Here is a 16,286-nt window from a genome sequence, read left to right as displayed (position 1 = left end):
TACACTCCTGACGCAGTTTCATTTCCCCTGCAGCACAGTTCAGGAGCTATTCCAGTGAAGAAAAAGATTTCGTTTGCGCTTGCGACCGCGGGTGCATTCGCCGCATCGGCCGCGCATGCACAGAGCTCGGTCACGCTCTACGGGTTGATCGACGCCGGCATCATGTACACGAACAACGTGGTGAGCGGCAAAACGAGCGGCCCGCTCTGGCAAGCGACGAGCGGCAACATCAACGGCAGCCGTTTCGGCGTGCGCGGCAGCGAAGACCTGGGCGGCGGCCTCAAGGCGCTGTTCGTCCTCGAAAACGGCTTCAACGTGCAAAGCGGCAAGCTGGGCCAGGACAGTCGCTTCTTCGGCCGCCAGGCCTACGTCGGTCTTTCGAGCAGCCAGCTCGGCACGCTCACGCTGGGCCGCCAGTACGACTCGCTGGTTGACTACGTGGCGCCGCTCTCGGCTACCGCGGGCACCTTCGGCGACGCGAGCTTTGCGCACCCGTTCGACAACGACAACCTGAACCACTCGCTGCGTATCAGCAACGCGGTCAAGTTCGCGAGCAACGACTACGCGGGCATCAAGTTCGGCGGCCTGTACGCGTTCTCGAACAACACGGACTTCGCGATGAACCGCGCCTACAGCTTCGGCGCGAGCTATACGAACGGCCCGCTTTCGGTAGCCGGCGGCTTTTTGCAGATCAATGGCTCGAAGGGCGCCACGGCGAGCAGCTCGGGTGCCGTGGACCTCGCCGAATCGGCGGCGAACGGCAAGGGCGGCTTCGCGCTCGGCGCGGACCGCATGCGTTCGTTCGGCGGCGGCATCAACTATGCGTTCGGACCGTTCGTGACGGGCTTCGTCTACACCCGCAGCGAGTACGAGAACTCGGGCTCGTTCGGTTCGACGGGCGGCACGGTGAGCTTCAACAACTTCGAAGTGAACGGCAAGTACGCTGTCACGCCGGCGCTGAGCCTCGGCCTCGCATACACGTACACGAACGGGCACGTGGACAACACGTCGACGTTCGGCGCAGATCCGAAGTGGCACCAGGTCGACCTCCAGACGGTCTACAAGCTCTCGAAGCGTACGGACGTCTACCTCGAAGCGATGTACCAGCACGCGTCGGGCAAGAACTACGTGGCATTCATCAATACGGCCGTCGGCGCGTCTTCGACGGCGAACCAGGTGGTCGGCACGGTGGGCATGCGCACGCGGTTCTGATCGTTGTGGGCGACCGCAGCGCAGGCTTGTGCGACGGGTAGTATCGCGACGCCTGCGCGCGGCGACCGGTTGCGAGGCGCCGGCTTGCCGGTGCCTCGCATGACCTCGTCCGCCGCGTTTCATGCGACGACGATCGCGGCGACGATGGACAGCCACATCGCGATCACGCCCGCCAGAAACGCGCGACGCGCAATCGCCACCCGCGACTCGTCGGTCTCATGCCGCATGGGCGAGGTGGCCAGCCACGGCACGAAACCGAGGCACGCGAACCCGAAGAGCGCGAGCAGCGTGACCACCACGTCGCCGGCGCGCCACGGCGTGGGTTCGTGAATGCCCCACCAGGTGAGCGAAATCATACCGATGGAAAACACCGTCGATGCCGCCGAGCTCAGCGCGACAACAGATCCCGTGGGAAATTGCATGGACGCCTCCGTGATGGGGCCGCAGGAAGGTACGGCCTGATTATCGGTGCGCCCGTTCGTCACCGACAATCGGCCCAACGGCTAACGGAGTTATCCCCATTTTTTGTTGGCAAGGCTGTGGAAAACGCTCGGACATGCCGGGCAAGACACTGATGGGCAACGATTTTTGTGTCGCGTTGCAGCGACGGGCAGACGGTCGCCAAGAGGCAGCAGACGGCAAGCGCTGACGGGTTTTGGACGCAGCCGCACCACTCGACGTACGGAAGAAAATACGCCTCCACCTGGCGCATGCCGGTTTTCCACATATTTTGTTGGCAAGGGTGTGGAAAACCTGGGCACAGCGACCGCAAGTGTATGAACCGTAAGCGAACGTGCCGACGGCGTGTCTCGCGAGCAGCCACACGAGGCCGCTCGATTTGAAGACACCGGAAGGGACCAACAATTAAAAAGGCCGGCTTCCCCTCAGCGGGAAAGCCGGCCTTGCGGCGTTCTTGCCGTGTCTATCTACCCGGCCCTACGGTGAGCCAAACGCGCAGTTCGACAAAGACGGCTGCGCGGGAGCCAATGCGCCCGCGCAAAACGGGGAATCGATTCGATCAGTCGCCAAGAATGCCGAACAGCGAGACCTGCGAGCGGCGCAGGCGCTCGGCTTCGCGGTGGCGCGCTTCGTACGAATAGTCGGAGTCCATCGGCAGGTGCGGCGACGCGAAGAGATCGCTCACCTTCTGGAACAGTGCGAGGATAAAGCTCATGGCGACTCCCGGTTGGTGCTGAGTGATTAAGGGTTTTCCCTGACCTATGAAGTATAGGGTTTTCCCTAGTTAGACGCTAGTGCGCCGCAGCATTTTTTTGGAGATCTTTGAAAAAGCCGGCGTAGACGAGATTGACGCGTTGCAGCGATACAACATACAGGCACCATGGATCGCGGCTGGGCTCGCGCACCCGAAACAGGGACAAATCTCTTTATTTCGCGCCCTTTTTCCAGACGGTCTGCACTCCACCGAATGGCCGACTGTCGTCACGTCACGCCGTCGATGTATCGTTGCGTCTCGCCGCCCAATTGCCGTTTCAATGGATCCTCAGTCTCATGCAAGCCCCTCCGAATTCCCGCCCGAGTCTTCACCTGAATGCCGCATTCACGGCACTTTTGGCCGCCGCGCTCTTCGGTGCCACGACTCCGCTTGCCAAGGCGTTGCTCGGGTCGATTTCTCCGTTCATGGTGGCGGGGCTCTTCTATCTGGGCAGCGGCATCGGGCTCGCCGCCGTCATGTCGATACAGCGAGCAAGGCGGCAGGCAAAGGAAGCCACGCGTAACGACCACATCGCGTCCGCTGAGATTCCATGGCTGGCGGGCGCGATCGCCGCGGGCGGTGTGGCCGGCCCCGCCCTTCTCATGCTCGGCCTCACCACGACACCGGCCGCCACGGCGTCGCTGCTGCTGAACCTGGAAGGGGTGTTCACCGCGGTAATCGCGTGGGTGGTGTTCCGCGAGAACGTCGATCTGTCGGTCTTTCTGGGTATGGTCGCCATCGTGGCGGGCGGCCTGTTGCTCTCCTGGCAACCGGGTGCAGGCGGCATGACAACGGGCGCACTCTTCGTGGCGGCCGCGTGTGCCTGCTGGGCCATCGACAACAACCTCACCCGCAAAATCTCCGCCCACGACGCAACGATGATTGCCTGCCTCAAAGGACTGGTGGCCGGCTCGGTCAATCTGGCGATCTCGCTGGGATCAGGCACCCATCTGCCCGAACCCGCAACGGCGCTCGCGGCAATGGTCACCGGCTTCGCAGGATATGGCGTAAGCCTTGCGCTCTTCGTTGTGGCGTTGCGCCACCTCGGCACCGCGCGCACTGGCGCGTATTTCTCGGTTGCCCCGCTGTTCGGCGTGGCGTTGGCCCTCATCTTCTGGCCGCAGATGCCGCCGTGGCCGTTCTGGGCCGCCGCCGTTCTCATGGGGCTGGGCGTCTGGTTGCATCTGCGCGAGCGTCACGAACATGCTCACACGCATGAGCCGATGCAGCACAGCCATCGTCACCGGCATGACGAACATCACCGGCACACGCACGACTTCGACTGGGACGGCAACGAGCCGCATACCCACCCACATCAGCACGATGCGATCGCCCATACGCATGCGCACTACCCGGATATCCATCACCGGCATTCGCACTGAGGAAGGCCGTTGGGCGCAGCGGCGTATCTGCGTGACTCGCCGTACATCGGCCGCTGGCGGAATTGAAAAAGGCCGCACACGGCGGCCTCGGAACAGCATCGACGGAAAGAAACGTTACGCGTTGGCGGGGCGCCCGGTCTTGACGAGTTCGACCGCCGAAACGGCGTCCACGAGCCCCTTTTCATCTTTGGCAGCGAGCAGCAGCAAGCCCGCACGCAGCAGTTCGCTCTTCTTCGCCTGCACGCCCGCGGACAAACAACGCTGCTTGAGTTCGGCAATCTTCGCGTAGTCCGACTTCGGCATCGTGAAGCTGTCGCGCACCACCTTTTCCTTCTTCGCGCGGCGCGCCTTTTCTTCTGCAGCCGCCTTCGCGGTGGGTTCGTTCGCGGCTTTGGTGGCTCCGGTGGCTTCGGTGGTCCTGGCAGCCTTGGTGGGTTTCTTCGATGCGGCCTCGGCAGCCTTCTTCTTCGCCGGCGTCTGCGCAGTCTTTTCCGCGTTCTTTTTCGCGACGGCTTGCGCGGCAGCCTCGGCTACCGCTTCAGTGACCGCTTTGCCCGCCTTCTTCTGCCCCGTAGCCGGCGCCTTCTTCCCCTTCACCGGCGCGGCCTTCACCGATGTCGCCTGCTTCGCCGTCGCGGCGTCGGCCGCCGGCTTCGACGTGGCGGCGCGGCGGCTCGCCTTGGCGGCAGGCTGCTCGCTGTTGCCCGTTGCCGGTTCCTCTGCGCCTTTCGGGAGCTGGAACGCCTTCTTCGTTGGCTGCTTGCTTTGCGGTGTGCTCATCACGATCCCCGTCGTTAATTGGTATAAACAGTATATACGGTTTCTGGCGCGAACTTTTCCGGCCCAGGTCCGGTTCAGGCAACGCGGGCCGGATCATCCGCGAGGCACCGGAAAAAGCATGGCAGGCCGACACGGACTCGCCACGTCGAGCCCGTGGGACGAGTCGCGATTGAGAGGTAGGCAGAAACCGCCACGCGAAAGCGTCGCGCGGCATCCGGCGGACACAATCGGCGGTCAAGGCAAGGCAGGCAAGGAGCAACGCGAGCGCCAACCCTTCCAGCACGCAAGCCGCAAGCCGAAAACCGAAAGGTGCCAGCGATCCGACGATCAAGGCCTCGATAGACCACAGACATCTAATGTCGCGTGCCTTCCGCCATCGACATGAGAAGCGCCGTCACGTTCACGTCTTCGTCGAGTTCCGGCCAGTACAACTGCTTGCGGTCCATCGATATCGCGAAGTGCTCGCGCTCCGCCTGGGTCGCCGCTTCCAGCACGGGAAACCAGTGCAGCGGAAACTGAATGGCCCGCCCGTCCAACAGGTCGAGCACCAGGTGTGTCCTGTCGAAGTGCACATTGACTGCGTCGCCGCCCATGGTCGTCTCCGGAAGGAGGAAAGCGACTTAAAAGATAGGCGGCAGCGGCGGGCGGTTCAAGGCGAATATCGCGTGGCGGCGCGGGCCGGGTCAATGCGTCGCCGACGACGCTTTCGTCTTATGCGCGTGCTGGGATTTCGCGCTGTGCCGCGCGCTTGTCGCGGCGGAATGTTGCGTGGCCTGCGCGGGTCCACCGGCTCCCACGGAAGGCGCAGTCGCGGCGTTCGTCCGCGCAGCCGTCAGTGCGGCCGGCTGCGGCACAGCGACCGTCGCCGAATCGGTATCGAGCAGCGTAGCGAGCGTCGCTTGCTGGCTCATCAGCATTTGCTCCATGCGCTGCTGCTGCGCGGTGGTGTCGCGCGTGAGCCGCATCAGCAGCAGCGTCTGCGCGATGCCGATCGCCACCGTTGCGAGCAGCGCGCCCACCACGATGGAAAGCATCCACTTCATTCGCCGCGAATGATCTGCGGCGGCGCGGCGCTGATCGGCGATCACGCCATAGAGCGCATCCACCGTATCGGCAAACGCCGTCGTGCGGGCGCGGTCCAGTTCCGGGCTGACGTGATGCGCGGTATTGCCCGCGACTGTCTCCAGCGGCGCACCTGCCGTGCGCGGCGCAGCGAACCGCTGCGCCGAAACACCGGGTTTGGCGGTCGTCGACCCATTCGCGGCCATGGCCTGCTGACGCGCCTGAAGCACCGATCGCAATGCGTCCGACGCCGGCGCAGCGGTGTTCGCGATCGAAGCGAGCGTCTGCGCACGCGAGGAGGCATTGCGTTGCGTTACGGTCGGCGGCGACGCACTACTCGCGTCCTTGCTCGCAGAACGTTCGAGGGCGTGGGCGGCCGGCCCGTCGGGGGAAGAAGGTTCGGGGTCCGCATCGCTCGGCGCAGTGGCCGCACGATCATTGGCAACCGCGGTTTCATTTGCATGTCGTCCGGTACTGGCGGCGAGCGTGGCCGTCGCCGGAGCTTCGCTGCGAGGTGCGCCGCGAGTCGTATCGTTTGCCCGGGCGGCAGTCACCGCATCCGCGCCCTCATCCTCAGCGGCTTTCTCGCTCACCTCATTCGCGACACCCCGGGCAACCGTGGCGGGCACCACCTGCTCGTCTTGCGCACCATCGATCTGCTCCGCAGCAACGGCTTCCGCTTTCGACGCACGCATCGAGCGCCGTGCCGGCTTCGCCTGCTCGGCCGTTACGGCGGCCGATGCATCGTGCTGGGTCGCCGTCACCGCCGCCAGCACGACCTCCGGCAATTCGAAACCCGAGAGCGTGCCCTGCCTCACGTCGATCTGCATCGCTTCGACCAGTTCGCGCGTGGGGTCGTCGGGAAAGAGGTCGAGCGTGCTGTCGTCGCGCGGCACGTCGGTGAGTTGTGCCAGACGCTGCACCGACTGGGCGGCGCGCGCGAGCTTGTTTTCGGTATCCGTGGAAACGGTGGAAGCGCGCCGTTTCGTGGACGCGGCGCGCGAGGTGCGAGTGGTTCTGGGTGCTGCGGAATCTGCCATAGGGAACGTGCGATTGTCGCCGCGCGGCGGCCTCACCGTGGCCCATGCCTCGGTTGGGCCGTCCCGCAATGCTGTCTGGACTTGCTGCAATTTCAAGGCGGCATTGTCGCACGTAGCCGCGCTTCTGCCGACCTCATTCGGCACTCGCTTGCCAGTCGTTTGCCACTCGCTTGGCATTCCAGCATCCTCCGAAACACCGCCAGCACCATGCCGCTGAGGCCCGCCCACAGGCGTCGCGCGCCATGCCCGCGATGAGACGCGCAAACCGAACGGCGTACAATCGCAACCTTCCCGATCTACCGCCGTTCGCATGCGTGCGCGCAGTTCCCACGCACGCGCCGACGCGACGCTAATCCAGATGAACGCATCCACGCCGGCAGCCGCGCTGCGCGATCATTTCTCTCAGGTGATTCTGCCGCTGTGGCGCAACGCCGGCTTCAACGCCGCGCTGCGTCTGCCCTACGAAGCGGTGACGGCGGACGATCACCGTCCGCTGCCCGTCACCCGCTATCGCGCGATGGCGTGCGCGCGCCAGCTGTTCGTCTTCTCGCTCGCCAACGACGCCGCCCACGCGCACACGCTCTTCGACGCCCTGCGCCACACGTTCGAAGATCGCCGTCACGGCGGCTGGTTCTACAGCGTCGGCCCGGACGGCGCGCCGCTCGACACCACGAAAGATCTCTACACGCACGCGTTCGTCGTCTTCGCGTGCTCCGTGTATGGCGCGCAGTTCGGCAATCGCGACGCGCTGGGTATCGTGCACAGCACGTCCGCGCTGATCGAAGAGCGCTTCGCCGCGCACGGCGGCCTCTTCAATGCGGCGCTGGGCGAAGACTTTCGCAGCGTCACCGGCACGCCGCTGCAGAATCCGCTGATGCATCTCACGGAAGCCTGGCTTGCCGCGCGCGAAGCCACGCGCGATGCCGCGTTCGACGGCGCCATCACGCGCCTCACGCAAGCCATCGCGCGCACGTTCGTGCACGCACCCACGGGCTGCATCGCGGAGTTGCCCGTCGGCGCCGAGGGCAATCGCCTCGAGCCGGGACATCAGTTCGAATGGTTCTATCTGGTCTCGCGCGCAAAAGGTCTGCTTGGCGACTCGGGCCTCTACGAGGCCATGTCGCGCGCCTTCACGTTCGCGCAACAGCACGGCGTGGACGCGTCGACAGGCGGCGTCGCCGCGGCGCTCGATGAACACGGCGGCATGCTCGATGCCACGCAGCGCATCTGGGCGCAGACCGAATATCTGCGCGCGCTCGCCACGCACAGCGACGCCGCGGTGCGCGCAGCGCTGCCGCAGCAGATCGAGCGCTTTCGCGAGCGCTTTCTGCATGCGCGCGGTTGGTTCGAGTGCAAGACGCCCGCAGGCGACGTCGCGCGCGCGGACATGCCGTCCACCACGCCGTACCATCTCGCCACCGCTTACGCCGCGCTGCCTTGAGCGCCGTCAGCGCAACGACAGTCACATGAGGGCGCTCTTATCGAGTGCCCTCATCTAGCGGACTAAAACTCAAGCCAGCGCTTCGATTCAACGCACAAGCTCGCCCCGCTGAAGTCCGCTAGCGTCAACTAAACGAGCCCACCGCACGCAAACGAAACGCGTGGGGCCATTCGCGCTCAAGCCGCCGCGAACGCGCCCGCGGGCTCCACTCGCCGCCCTGCCGACATGCCGCCGCTGCGCGCGTCGCCCAGCACGGCCTCCGAAATCTCGAACACCGAAACCGCCTGCTTCAACTGCTGCGTCTGCTGATGCAGCGACGCCGCGGCGGCCGCGGCCTCTTCCACCAACGCCGCGTTCTGCTGCGTCATCTCGTCCATCTGCACCACGGCCTGGTTGACCTGCTCGATGCCGGTGCTCTGCTCCATCGACGACGCGGTGATGTCCGCCATCATCTGCGTCACGCGCGAAATCGACGCCGACACGTTGCTCATCGCTTCGCCCGCGCGCTCGACCAATTCCGAGCCGCCCTGAATCTGCGCGACGGATTCGCTGATCAGCGTCTTGATCTCCTTGGCCGATTGCGCGCTGCGCTGGGCCAGCCCGCGCACTTCGCCGGCCACCACGGCGAAGCCGCGGCCTTGCTCGCCCGCGCGCGCCGCTTCCACGGCGGCATTCAGCGCGAGGATGTTGGTCTGGAACGCAATGCCGTCGATCACGCCGATGATCTCCGCGATCTTGTCCGAGCTGCGCGCAATGCCGCGCATTTTGTCGACCACTTCGTTCACGACTTCGCTGCCGCGCGACGTGGCATCGAGCGCCGTGTTCGCGAGTTCGTTCGCCTCGCGCGCGTGGTCGGCGTTGCGGCGCACGGTGGAGGTCAGCTCCTCCATGCTCGCCGCGGTTTCTTCCAGCGACGCCGCCTGGTTCTCGGTGCGCGCCGAAAGATCCGCGTTGCCCGTGGCGATTTCGTCGGCGCCGATATGGATGGAGTCCGCCACTTCACGCACCACCTTCACCGTGCGCGCCACGCTGGCCTGCATTCTCGCGAGCCCGGAGAAGAGACGGCCGATCTCGTTGGTGCCCTGAGCCACGACCGGTTCGTTCAGCTTGCCTTGCGCGATGCGCTCGAAGTGACGTCCCGCGTCTTCGAGCGGACCCACCACGCCGCGCCGCAACGCGATGTAGACCGCAACCGTCAACGCGACGAGCACGAAGAGAATCGCGAGGCCCACGCCGTCGAACAACGCAAGACGGCTGTCGATGGAATCGAGCGACGCGCGGCTCGCCGCCGTGCTGAACTGCACGAAATTGTGTTGCTCGGCGAGATACGCGTCCTGGAAGGACTGCGTCGGTTGATCGAGGAACGCCTGGATGTTGCCCGCGTCGAGAAACTGCGCGAGTTCGGTCAGCGCGCCATGCAGCTTCTGAAAGCGCTCGGCGAGTGCCTCCGCGCGCGCGGTGTTTTCGGCGCTCATCTTGCGTGCGCCCGTAAATGTGGCGAACGATTTTTCCGCGAGCGCGAGCTGCTCGCGCGCGTGCTGAACGATTTCGGTGGGCTCGGTCCCGCCGCGAACCATCCGCGTGCCCGCACGCGAGAGGTTGATGCGTGCGTCCATCAGATGCTGGGTGGTCTCGTTCACCGCATCCATCTGCCGCAGCGCGATGTTGGAGAGATCGCCTACGTCATCGTGCGTGCGCGTGAGCGACCAGAATCCCAGCCCCTCGGTCACCACCTGCAACACGCAAAAAGCGGCCAGAACACATAACAGACCGGATGCGACCTTGATCTTGCTGAACATTGAACACCTGACTTGCGAGGAATAGGAAAGCGGTGAGACGCCGCAGCGCGACCCGCCACCAGCGCTCACGCCCCGGTTTACGGCAACGCAAACGTTGGCTTGAGCACAAAAAACGGGGCGGCATGGAGAGTGCGCGAAGCGGACGCTGCGACCAAGCCGTCCTTGTCCGATCGCAACGCGCCTCCTATAGTCCTGAGAACGTCAACAGGGCCAGTGTGAGGGACGTCGCAGCGGACGGACCGGCCCCGAGGAACGACAATGACCGATTTACTGGATCGCGCGCGCGGCGCGCTGCATGCCCAACCGTTCAGCATGCTGCTCGGCGCCGAACTCACGCATGTGGGGACGAGGGATCTGACGCTGTGCCTTCCCGTGCGCGACGAATTGAGGCAGCAGCACGGCTTCGTGCATGGTGGCGTGCTGAGTTATCTGGCGGACAACGCGCTGACGTTCGCGGGCGCGCTGGCGCTGGGGCCGAAGGTCGTGACGGGCGAATACAAGATCAACTATCTGAGGCCCGCGGTGAGCGGCGTGCTGCTTGCGCGTGCGCAGGTCATCTACGCCAGCCGTCAACAGGCGACGTGCCAGTGCAGCGTGTTCGTGGTGGACGCGGGCGAGGAAAAACTGGTGGCCGTCGCGCAAGGCACCATTAACCGGCTGCCGGAAGAAAACGGGCGCCTCGCCGCTTCGGCGTAGGCGCCCATGCATCGCGTGCCCGCTCACGTAACCGCGACAGTTGCCGCGAACGCTTGCTCGCTTATTTGTTCGATTATTTGCTCGTTCACTTACTCGATTACTTGCTCGACTGCGTGCCGCTACTTATTGCGGCCGCTCATTCAGCGGCATACGTGCGCTGCTGCTGCTCGCCCAACCCTTGAATGCCGAGGCGCATGGTCTGCCCCGCCTTCAGATACACGGGGTTCGGCTTCACGCCCATGCCCACGCCGGGTGGCGTGCCCGTGGAGATGACATCGCCGGGTTGAAGGCTCATACATTGCGAGAGATACGAGACGAGCTTCGCCACGGTGAACACCATCGTGCGCGTGTTGCCGTTCTGGTAGCGATGGCCGTCCACTTCGAGCCACAGGTCCAGGTTCTGCGGGTTCGCCACTTCGTCGCGCGTCACGAGCCACGGGCCGATGGGGCCGAACGTGTCGAAGCCCTTGCCCTTGTCCCACTGCCCCGCGCGCTCGATCTGCCACTCGCGCTCGGAGACGTCGTTCACCACGCAATAGCCCGCCACATAGTCGAGCGCATTCGCTTCGTCGATGTACTTCGCGGGCTTGCCGATCACCACGCCCAGTTCCACTTCCCAGTCGGTCTTCTTCGAGCCGCGCGGAATCTCCACGTCGTCGTTCGGACCCACCACGGCGCTCGTCCACTTGTTGAAGACGACGGGCTCCGTGGGCACCGGCAGGTTCGATTCGGCCGCATGGTCCGCATAGTTGAGGCCGATGCAGACGAACTTGCCGATGCGCCCCACGCACGGCCCGATACGCGGATTGCCTTCCACCACGGGCAGCGAGGCGACGTCGACCGCGCGCAGCTTCGCGAGGCCCGCGTCGGTGAGCACGTCGCCTGCAATGTCGGGCACTACGCTGGACAGGTCGCGAATCTTGCCCTCGGCATCCAGCAAGCCCGGTTTTTCCTGGCCTTTCGGCCCATAACGAAGCAGTTTCATCGTTGCGTGTCCTGTGTGTTCAGTGGAGAAAAGTGCTCAATTCGCCCAGCCGCCGTCGATCACATGGGCCTGGCCGGTGGTGAAGCCCGATTCGTCCGAAGCCAGATACAACGCCAGCGCCGCGATTTCCTCGGCCTTGCCGACGCGGCCCATCGGCTGGCGCGCGACGAAGGCCGCGCGCGCGGCGTCTACCGTGATGCCCTGCGCCTTGGCCTGCGCGGCGATCCGCTCTTCGAGCGAGGGCGACGCCACGGTGCCCGGACAGATCGCGTTGCAGCGAATGCCGCGCGTCACGAAGTCGGCCGCGACAGACTTGGTCAACCCTATCACAGCCGCTTTCGACGCGCCGTAGACGAACCGGTTCGGCACGCCCTTGATGCTCGACGCCGCCGACGACATGTTGATGATCGACCCGCCGCCCTTCTCCAGCATGCCGGGCAGAAACGCGCGAATGGTGCGGTACATCGCCTTCGCGTTGAGGTTGAACGCGAAGTCCCAGTCCTCTTCGCTCGCTTCCAGAATGGAGCCTGCGTGCACGAAGCCCGCGCAGTTGAACAGCACGTCGATGGGCCCCACGTCGCGCGCCAGCGCTTCGATGGCCGCTGCATCGAGCACATCGAGTTTGTGCGCCTCCACGGGCTTGCCCGCGAGGCCATCGATGCGAATGTCGGTGGCAATCACGCGCGCGCCTTCGCGCGCAAACAGCTCGGCAGTGGCGAGCCCGATGCCCTGGCCCGCTGCGGTAATCAATGCCGTCTTTCCGTTGAGTCTTTGTACCATGCACGGCTCCACTCGAAATTGCGCGCGCGACATACTGGCTATTGCAGCACGCGCTCCACGCGAGACATACGTCAGCGAGCTGACAGACGATAGAACGCAGCGGCATTGCCGCCGAATACGGCGTCGCGCTGTGCAGCGGAAAGGCCGGCGAGCAGCGTCTGCGCAGCGTCGTGCCAGCGCAGATAGTCGCCGTTGAGATTCAGCACGGGCCAGTCGCTACCCCACATCAGGCGCGCAGCGCCAAACATGGCCAGCAGATGATCGACGTACGGACGCAGCGTGGCCTCGGTCCAGCCCGGCGCCGCTTCGGTGGCGAGCCCCGAGAGCTTGCACTGCACGTGCGAAAGCTGCGCGAGCCGCGCAATGCCGTCGGCCCAGGCGCGAAAGCCCGCGCCGCCGTCGCCATGGCCGTCGCGGATGGGCGGCTTCGCGCCGTGGTCGATCACCACGCGCAACCGCGGATGGCGGCGCACGAACGTTTCGAGCGCCGCCACGTGGCGCGTAAAGATGAGCGCGTCGAACGCGAGATCGTGCTCGATCATCGCGTCGATGGCGGGCGCGATGGGCGCGGTGGCTATCCAGTTGTCGTCGGGCAAGTCCTGGAGCATCGGGCGCAGGCCCTTGAATTTCGGCTCGCGTGCGAGTTCGGCGATCCACTGCGGCGCGTTCGCATCGTCGAGCGGCACCCAGCCCACTACGCCCGCTACCGACTCCTCTTCGCGCGCCAGATCCAGCAAATAACGCGTTTCGTCGACAGTCGGCGCGGCCTGCACGACCACCGTGCGCGCCACGTGCGCCTGCTCGCGAAGCGGCGCGAGGTCGGCGGGACCGAAGGTGCGATAGAGCGTGGTGAGTTCCGGCGTGAGCCAGCCGTAGTCGCCCCGCTCGGGCTTCCAGAAGTGCTGATGGGCGTCGATGCGCGGCACCGCGCTCGAATGCGCGGGCGGCGTCGATGCGGCCGTCACGGCGCGTCCCCCGGCACGGGCGCCCGCGAATCGAGCAGTCCTTCCTCGCGCAGCGCGCGCCACAGCGCAGCGGGAATTGCGCGCTCGAACGAGCCCACGTTTTCCATCAGTTCGGCCGGCGTGCGCGCGCCCGTGAGCACTGTGGCCACCGCGGGATGCGCATACGGAAACTGCAGCGCCGCCGCCGCGAGCGGCACGTCGTGCGCGCGGCACACGGCCTCGAGCCGCGCCACGCGTTCGATCACTTCGGGCGGCGCATCGCCGTAATTGAACTTCAGGTCGCCCTGCACGCCGCGCGCGAGAATGCCCGAATTGAACGCGCCGCCCAGCAGGATGCTCACGTTGCGCGCGGTGCAGGCGGGCAGCAGGTCTTCCAGCGTGCCCTGCTCCAGCAGCGTGTAGCGGCCCGCGAGCAACGCGCAGTCGATGTCGAACTCCGCCATCGCTTCGAGAATGACCTGGCCTTCGTTCACGCCCAGTCCCACGGCCTTCACGGCACCGGACGAACGCAGTTCGTCCAGCGCGCGAAAGCCGCCGCCTTCGGTCAGTTGCTTCCAGTAGTGCGCGTTGCGCTCGCCGTGCGTGTAGCGGCCAATGTCGTGCACGAGCACGATGTCGATATCGACCATGCCGAGCCGCTGCTGGCTGTCTTCGAACGAGCGCAGGATGCCGTCGTGCGTGTAGTCGTAGATGGCCTGGAACGGCAGCGGGTTTTGCCAGCCTTCGCTGCCGTCATAGGGCGTGGTGCGCGGCACAAAGCGGCGGCCCACCTTCGTGGACACGACGTAGTCCGCGCGCGGGTAGCGGCGCAGCGCCGTGCCGAGCCGATGCTCGGCCTTCGTGTGTCCGTAGTGCGGCGCCGTATCGAAGTAGCGCACGCCTGCGTTCCAGGCGGCATCCACGGTGGCTTGCGCCTCTTCGTCCGAGAGATCGCGATACAGGCCGCCGAGCGGTGCGGTGCCGAGACTGAGCCCGGTGACCTCCACGTCGCGGCGACCGATGCGCCGCGTGCCGGCCACTTTGGGGTGCAGCACTGCTGTCATGGTGTCTCCTCCGGGTTCGATCAGTTAGGCACGACGGCAAACGCGCCGCGCGGCTGCGCACTGGCGGGCAGGCACGCGGGCCCCACGGGCTCGAACGTCTTGTAGGTCAGGATGAATTCCTGGTGACCGAGCGCCTCGGACTTCGACGGCGCACCCTGCGCCACCGCCAGCGTCTGTTCGAACACCTCGCGCCCGACTTCGTCGAGCGTGGCGCGGCCTTCCAGAATGCGGCCGGCGTCCACGTCCATGTCGCCCGACAGATTACGGTAAGTGACCGGGTTTGCACACACCTTGATGACCGGCGAAATCGCGGACCCGACCACCGAACCGCGCCCTGTCGTGAACAGGATCACGTGAGCGCCGCAGGCAATCAGCTCGGCAATCTCGGCGTTGTCGCTAATGTTGGGAAAGCCGAAGCGCGGCTCGCCGTCGGGCACGACGTCGAGCAGATAGAGCCCGCCCGTGGGCGGCACGTCGCCCGGCTTCACGATGCCGACGATAGGCGATGCCCCGCTCTTCGCATACGCGCCCAGCGACTTCTCCTCCTGCGTGGTGAGCCCGCCGTCGGCGTTGCCCACCGCGAACGACCCGTGGCCCAGCACCGTGTAATAGCGCGCGGCCTTCTCCACGGAGGCCACGATCGCGTCGCCGAGTTCGGGCCGGGCCGCGCGGTTCTTCATGTGGTACTCGCAGCCCACCAGCTCGCCCGTTTCTTCGAAGATGCAGGTGGCGCCGTGTGCGATCAGGTGGTCGAACGCGCGGCCCACGGCGGGGTTCGCCGTGATGCCGCTCGTGCCGTCCGAGCCGCCGCAAATGGTACCGATCACGAGTTCGTCGAGCGCCATAGGCACCGTGCGTTGCGCCGCGAGTTGCCGGCGCGCGTTGCGCACCCAATCCACGCCGTATTCGATCGTGCTGCGCGTGCCGCCTTTCTCCTGGATGGTCAGCACCTCCACCGGCCGGCCGCTTTCGCGCACCACATCGGCCAGATAGTGCTTGTTCATGCTCTCGCAGCCCAGCGAGACGAACAGCACCGCACCCACGTTCGGATGCGTGGCGAGCTGCTGCATCATCTTTTCCGCGTAGCTGTTCGGATAACAGCCGGGAAAGCCGATCAGATGCACGGGCGGTTCCCCGGCCGCTGCATCTGTCGAGCCCGCCTCGCTCACGTCGAAGCCGCCCAGCGGCGTGCGGAAGTGCGCGGCAATCTCGCGCGCCACGTGGTGCGCGCACTCCACAAGATAGGCCACGGCCACCACGTTGCGCACGCCCTTGCGGCCGTCGCTGCGCAGCCAGCCCTGCAGCACGGGGCGCGCCTCGCCCGGGCCGCCGGCCGACGCTGATTCGATTACGTCTCTATCGCTCATGATTCGATCCGGCACGGCGCGGGCCGCATTCGGTCAGTGGTTCACGAACTCGTGGCCCGAGTCGTGGGTGTAAGTGGGCAGGTAGTCGCTTTCCAGGTTGTGGGTATGCAAGTGCTCGCCGCGCTCGGCAGGCGCGGTCATATGGCCGATAGGCGCGCCGTAGCGCACCACCTTCTCGTCTTTCGCCAGCGCGCGGCGGGCCACCTTGTGGCCCACGTCGATGGTCTTCGCGAGCGTGACCCGCTCGCCTTCTATATCCAGCTGCGTGCCCGCTTCCAGACGCGCCCCCGCAATCAGGCAGTTGTCCTCCGGGCTCAGCAGGATCAGCCGCGGGTCGGTAGGCAGTGGGCCGCTCAAGGGTTTCTCCGTGATGCTCGGGTGCGCTTTGGCTCTACGTTGGACATGGGTGCGTGAATTCATTAATGAATCTATTATTCATAGGCAAACCTATGGACGTCAAGGCAAGTGCACCGCACCATGCGTCCGTGTTTTCCCTGGCGGCGGCCTGACGCCTCGCCTCT

At 65.5% G+C, this 16,286-nt stretch carries 16 protein-coding genes; 4 read left to right on the top strand and 12 right to left on the bottom strand.

All coding sequences use genetic code 11. From position 1 onward, the window contains the following. Positions 1–54: 54 nt before the first annotated feature. On the top strand, positions 55–1,212 hold the full coding sequence (locus P2869_RS17990; RefSeq protein ID WP_277599052.1) for a porin: 1,158 nt from the start codon (positions 55–57) through the stop codon (positions 1,210–1,212). A gap of 119 nt (positions 1,213–1,331) precedes the next feature. Here the strand turns inward: P2869_RS17990 and P2869_RS17985 are convergent, their stop codons facing one another. Next, complete coding sequence (locus P2869_RS17985) at positions 1,332–1,634, bottom strand: hypothetical protein (RefSeq protein ID WP_199540695.1); 303 nt, start codon at positions 1,632–1,634, stop codon at positions 1,332–1,334. Positions 1,635–2,230: 596 nt separating this feature from the next. Continuing rightward, a complete protein-coding gene (locus P2869_RS17980; protein WP_017774262.1) occupies positions 2,231–2,386 on the bottom strand; it encodes a hypothetical protein in 156 nt (51 codons plus the stop codon). Positions 2,387–2,721: 335 nt separating this feature from the next. Between P2869_RS17980 and P2869_RS17975 the strand changes: the two genes are divergently transcribed. Then, complete coding sequence (locus P2869_RS17975; RefSeq protein WP_277599051.1) at positions 2,722–3,807, top strand: DMT family transporter; 1,086 nt, start codon at positions 2,722–2,724, stop codon at positions 3,805–3,807. Between the two features lie 114 nt (positions 3,808–3,921). Here P2869_RS17975 and P2869_RS17970 read toward each other — a convergent pair whose 3' ends face one another. The 3 genes from P2869_RS17970 to P2869_RS17960 all read right to left on the bottom strand — a co-directional run bounded on the left by P2869_RS17970 (position 3,922) and on the right by P2869_RS17960 (position 6,689). Next, positions 3,922–4,587 (bottom strand): hypothetical protein, encoded by a 666-nt coding sequence (locus P2869_RS17970; protein ID WP_277599050.1) that lies wholly within the window; start codon positions 4,585–4,587, stop codon positions 3,922–3,924. 353 nt (positions 4,588–4,940) lie between these two features. Continuing rightward, a complete protein-coding gene (locus P2869_RS17965; RefSeq protein ID WP_017774259.1) occupies positions 4,941–5,180 on the bottom strand; it encodes a DUF2442 domain-containing protein in 240 nt (79 codons plus the stop codon). A 90-nt stretch (positions 5,181–5,270) separates the two neighbouring features. Continuing rightward, positions 5,271–6,689 carry a hypothetical protein gene (locus P2869_RS17960; protein ID WP_277599049.1) on the bottom strand — a complete coding sequence of 473 codons (1,419 nt, stop codon included), beginning with the start codon at positions 6,687–6,689 and terminating at the stop codon, positions 5,271–5,273. A gap of 358 nt (positions 6,690–7,047) precedes the next feature. Here P2869_RS17960 and P2869_RS17955 point away from each other — a divergent pair, with 358 nt between their 5' ends. Next, positions 7,048–8,130 carry an AGE family epimerase/isomerase gene (locus P2869_RS17955; protein WP_277599048.1) on the top strand — a complete coding sequence of 361 codons (1,083 nt, stop codon included), beginning with the start codon at positions 7,048–7,050 and terminating at the stop codon, positions 8,128–8,130. A gap of 176 nt (positions 8,131–8,306) precedes the next feature. On the opposite strand, the gene P2869_RS17950 is transcribed toward P2869_RS17955, so the two are convergent. Then, entirely contained in the window at positions 8,307–9,929 is a 1,623-nt protein-coding gene (locus tag P2869_RS17950) for a methyl-accepting chemotaxis protein (RefSeq protein ID WP_277599047.1), read from the bottom strand. A gap of 258 nt (positions 9,930–10,187) precedes the next feature. On the opposite strand from P2869_RS17950, the gene P2869_RS17945 reads away from it, so the two are divergent. After that, positions 10,188–10,625: a PaaI family thioesterase gene (locus tag P2869_RS17945; RefSeq protein ID WP_017774255.1), complete on the top strand. Its 438-nt coding sequence runs from the start codon at positions 10,188–10,190 to the stop codon at positions 10,623–10,625. Positions 10,626–10,761: 136 nt separating this feature from the next. On the opposite strand, the gene P2869_RS17940 is transcribed toward P2869_RS17945, so the two are convergent. The 6 genes from P2869_RS17940 to P2869_RS17915 all read right to left on the bottom strand — a co-directional run bounded on the left by P2869_RS17940 (position 10,762) and on the right by P2869_RS17915 (position 16,122). Next, the gene (locus tag P2869_RS17940) at positions 10,762–11,610 is read right to left on the bottom strand and encodes an ureidoglycolate lyase (RefSeq protein WP_017774254.1); all 849 of its coding nucleotides are present in this window, start codon (positions 11,608–11,610) and stop codon (positions 10,762–10,764) included. Positions 11,611–11,646: 36 nt separating this feature from the next. Beyond that, entirely contained in the window at positions 11,647–12,390 is a 744-nt protein-coding gene (locus P2869_RS17935; RefSeq protein ID WP_026121328.1) for an SDR family oxidoreductase, read from the bottom strand. Between the two features lie 71 nt (positions 12,391–12,461). Continuing rightward, positions 12,462–13,316: an amidohydrolase family protein gene (locus P2869_RS17930; protein ID WP_277599888.1), complete on the bottom strand. Its 855-nt coding sequence runs from the start codon at positions 13,314–13,316 to the stop codon at positions 12,462–12,464. 35 nt (positions 13,317–13,351) lie between these two features. After that, positions 13,352–14,398: an aldo/keto reductase gene (locus P2869_RS17925; protein ID WP_277599046.1), complete on the bottom strand. Its 1,047-nt coding sequence runs from the start codon at positions 14,396–14,398 to the stop codon at positions 13,352–13,354. Positions 14,399–14,418: 20 nt separating this feature from the next. After that, positions 14,419–15,765 (bottom strand): UxaA family hydrolase, encoded by a 1,347-nt coding sequence (locus tag P2869_RS17920; RefSeq protein ID WP_277599045.1) that lies wholly within the window; start codon positions 15,763–15,765, stop codon positions 14,419–14,421. Positions 15,766–15,798: 33 nt separating this feature from the next. Further along, positions 15,799–16,122: a UxaA family hydrolase gene (locus P2869_RS17915; protein WP_199540686.1), complete on the bottom strand. Its 324-nt coding sequence runs from the start codon at positions 16,120–16,122 to the stop codon at positions 15,799–15,801. Positions 16,123–16,286: the final 164 nt, after the last annotated feature.

Origin of the sequence: Paraburkholderia sp. SUR17 (assembly GCF_029536165.1) — a bacterium.
In the GTDB taxonomy this organism is placed as follows: Bacteria; Pseudomonadota; Gammaproteobacteria; order Burkholderiales; family Burkholderiaceae; genus Paraburkholderia; species Paraburkholderia kururiensis.
This window is presented reverse-complemented; position numbering and strand designations above follow the sequence as displayed.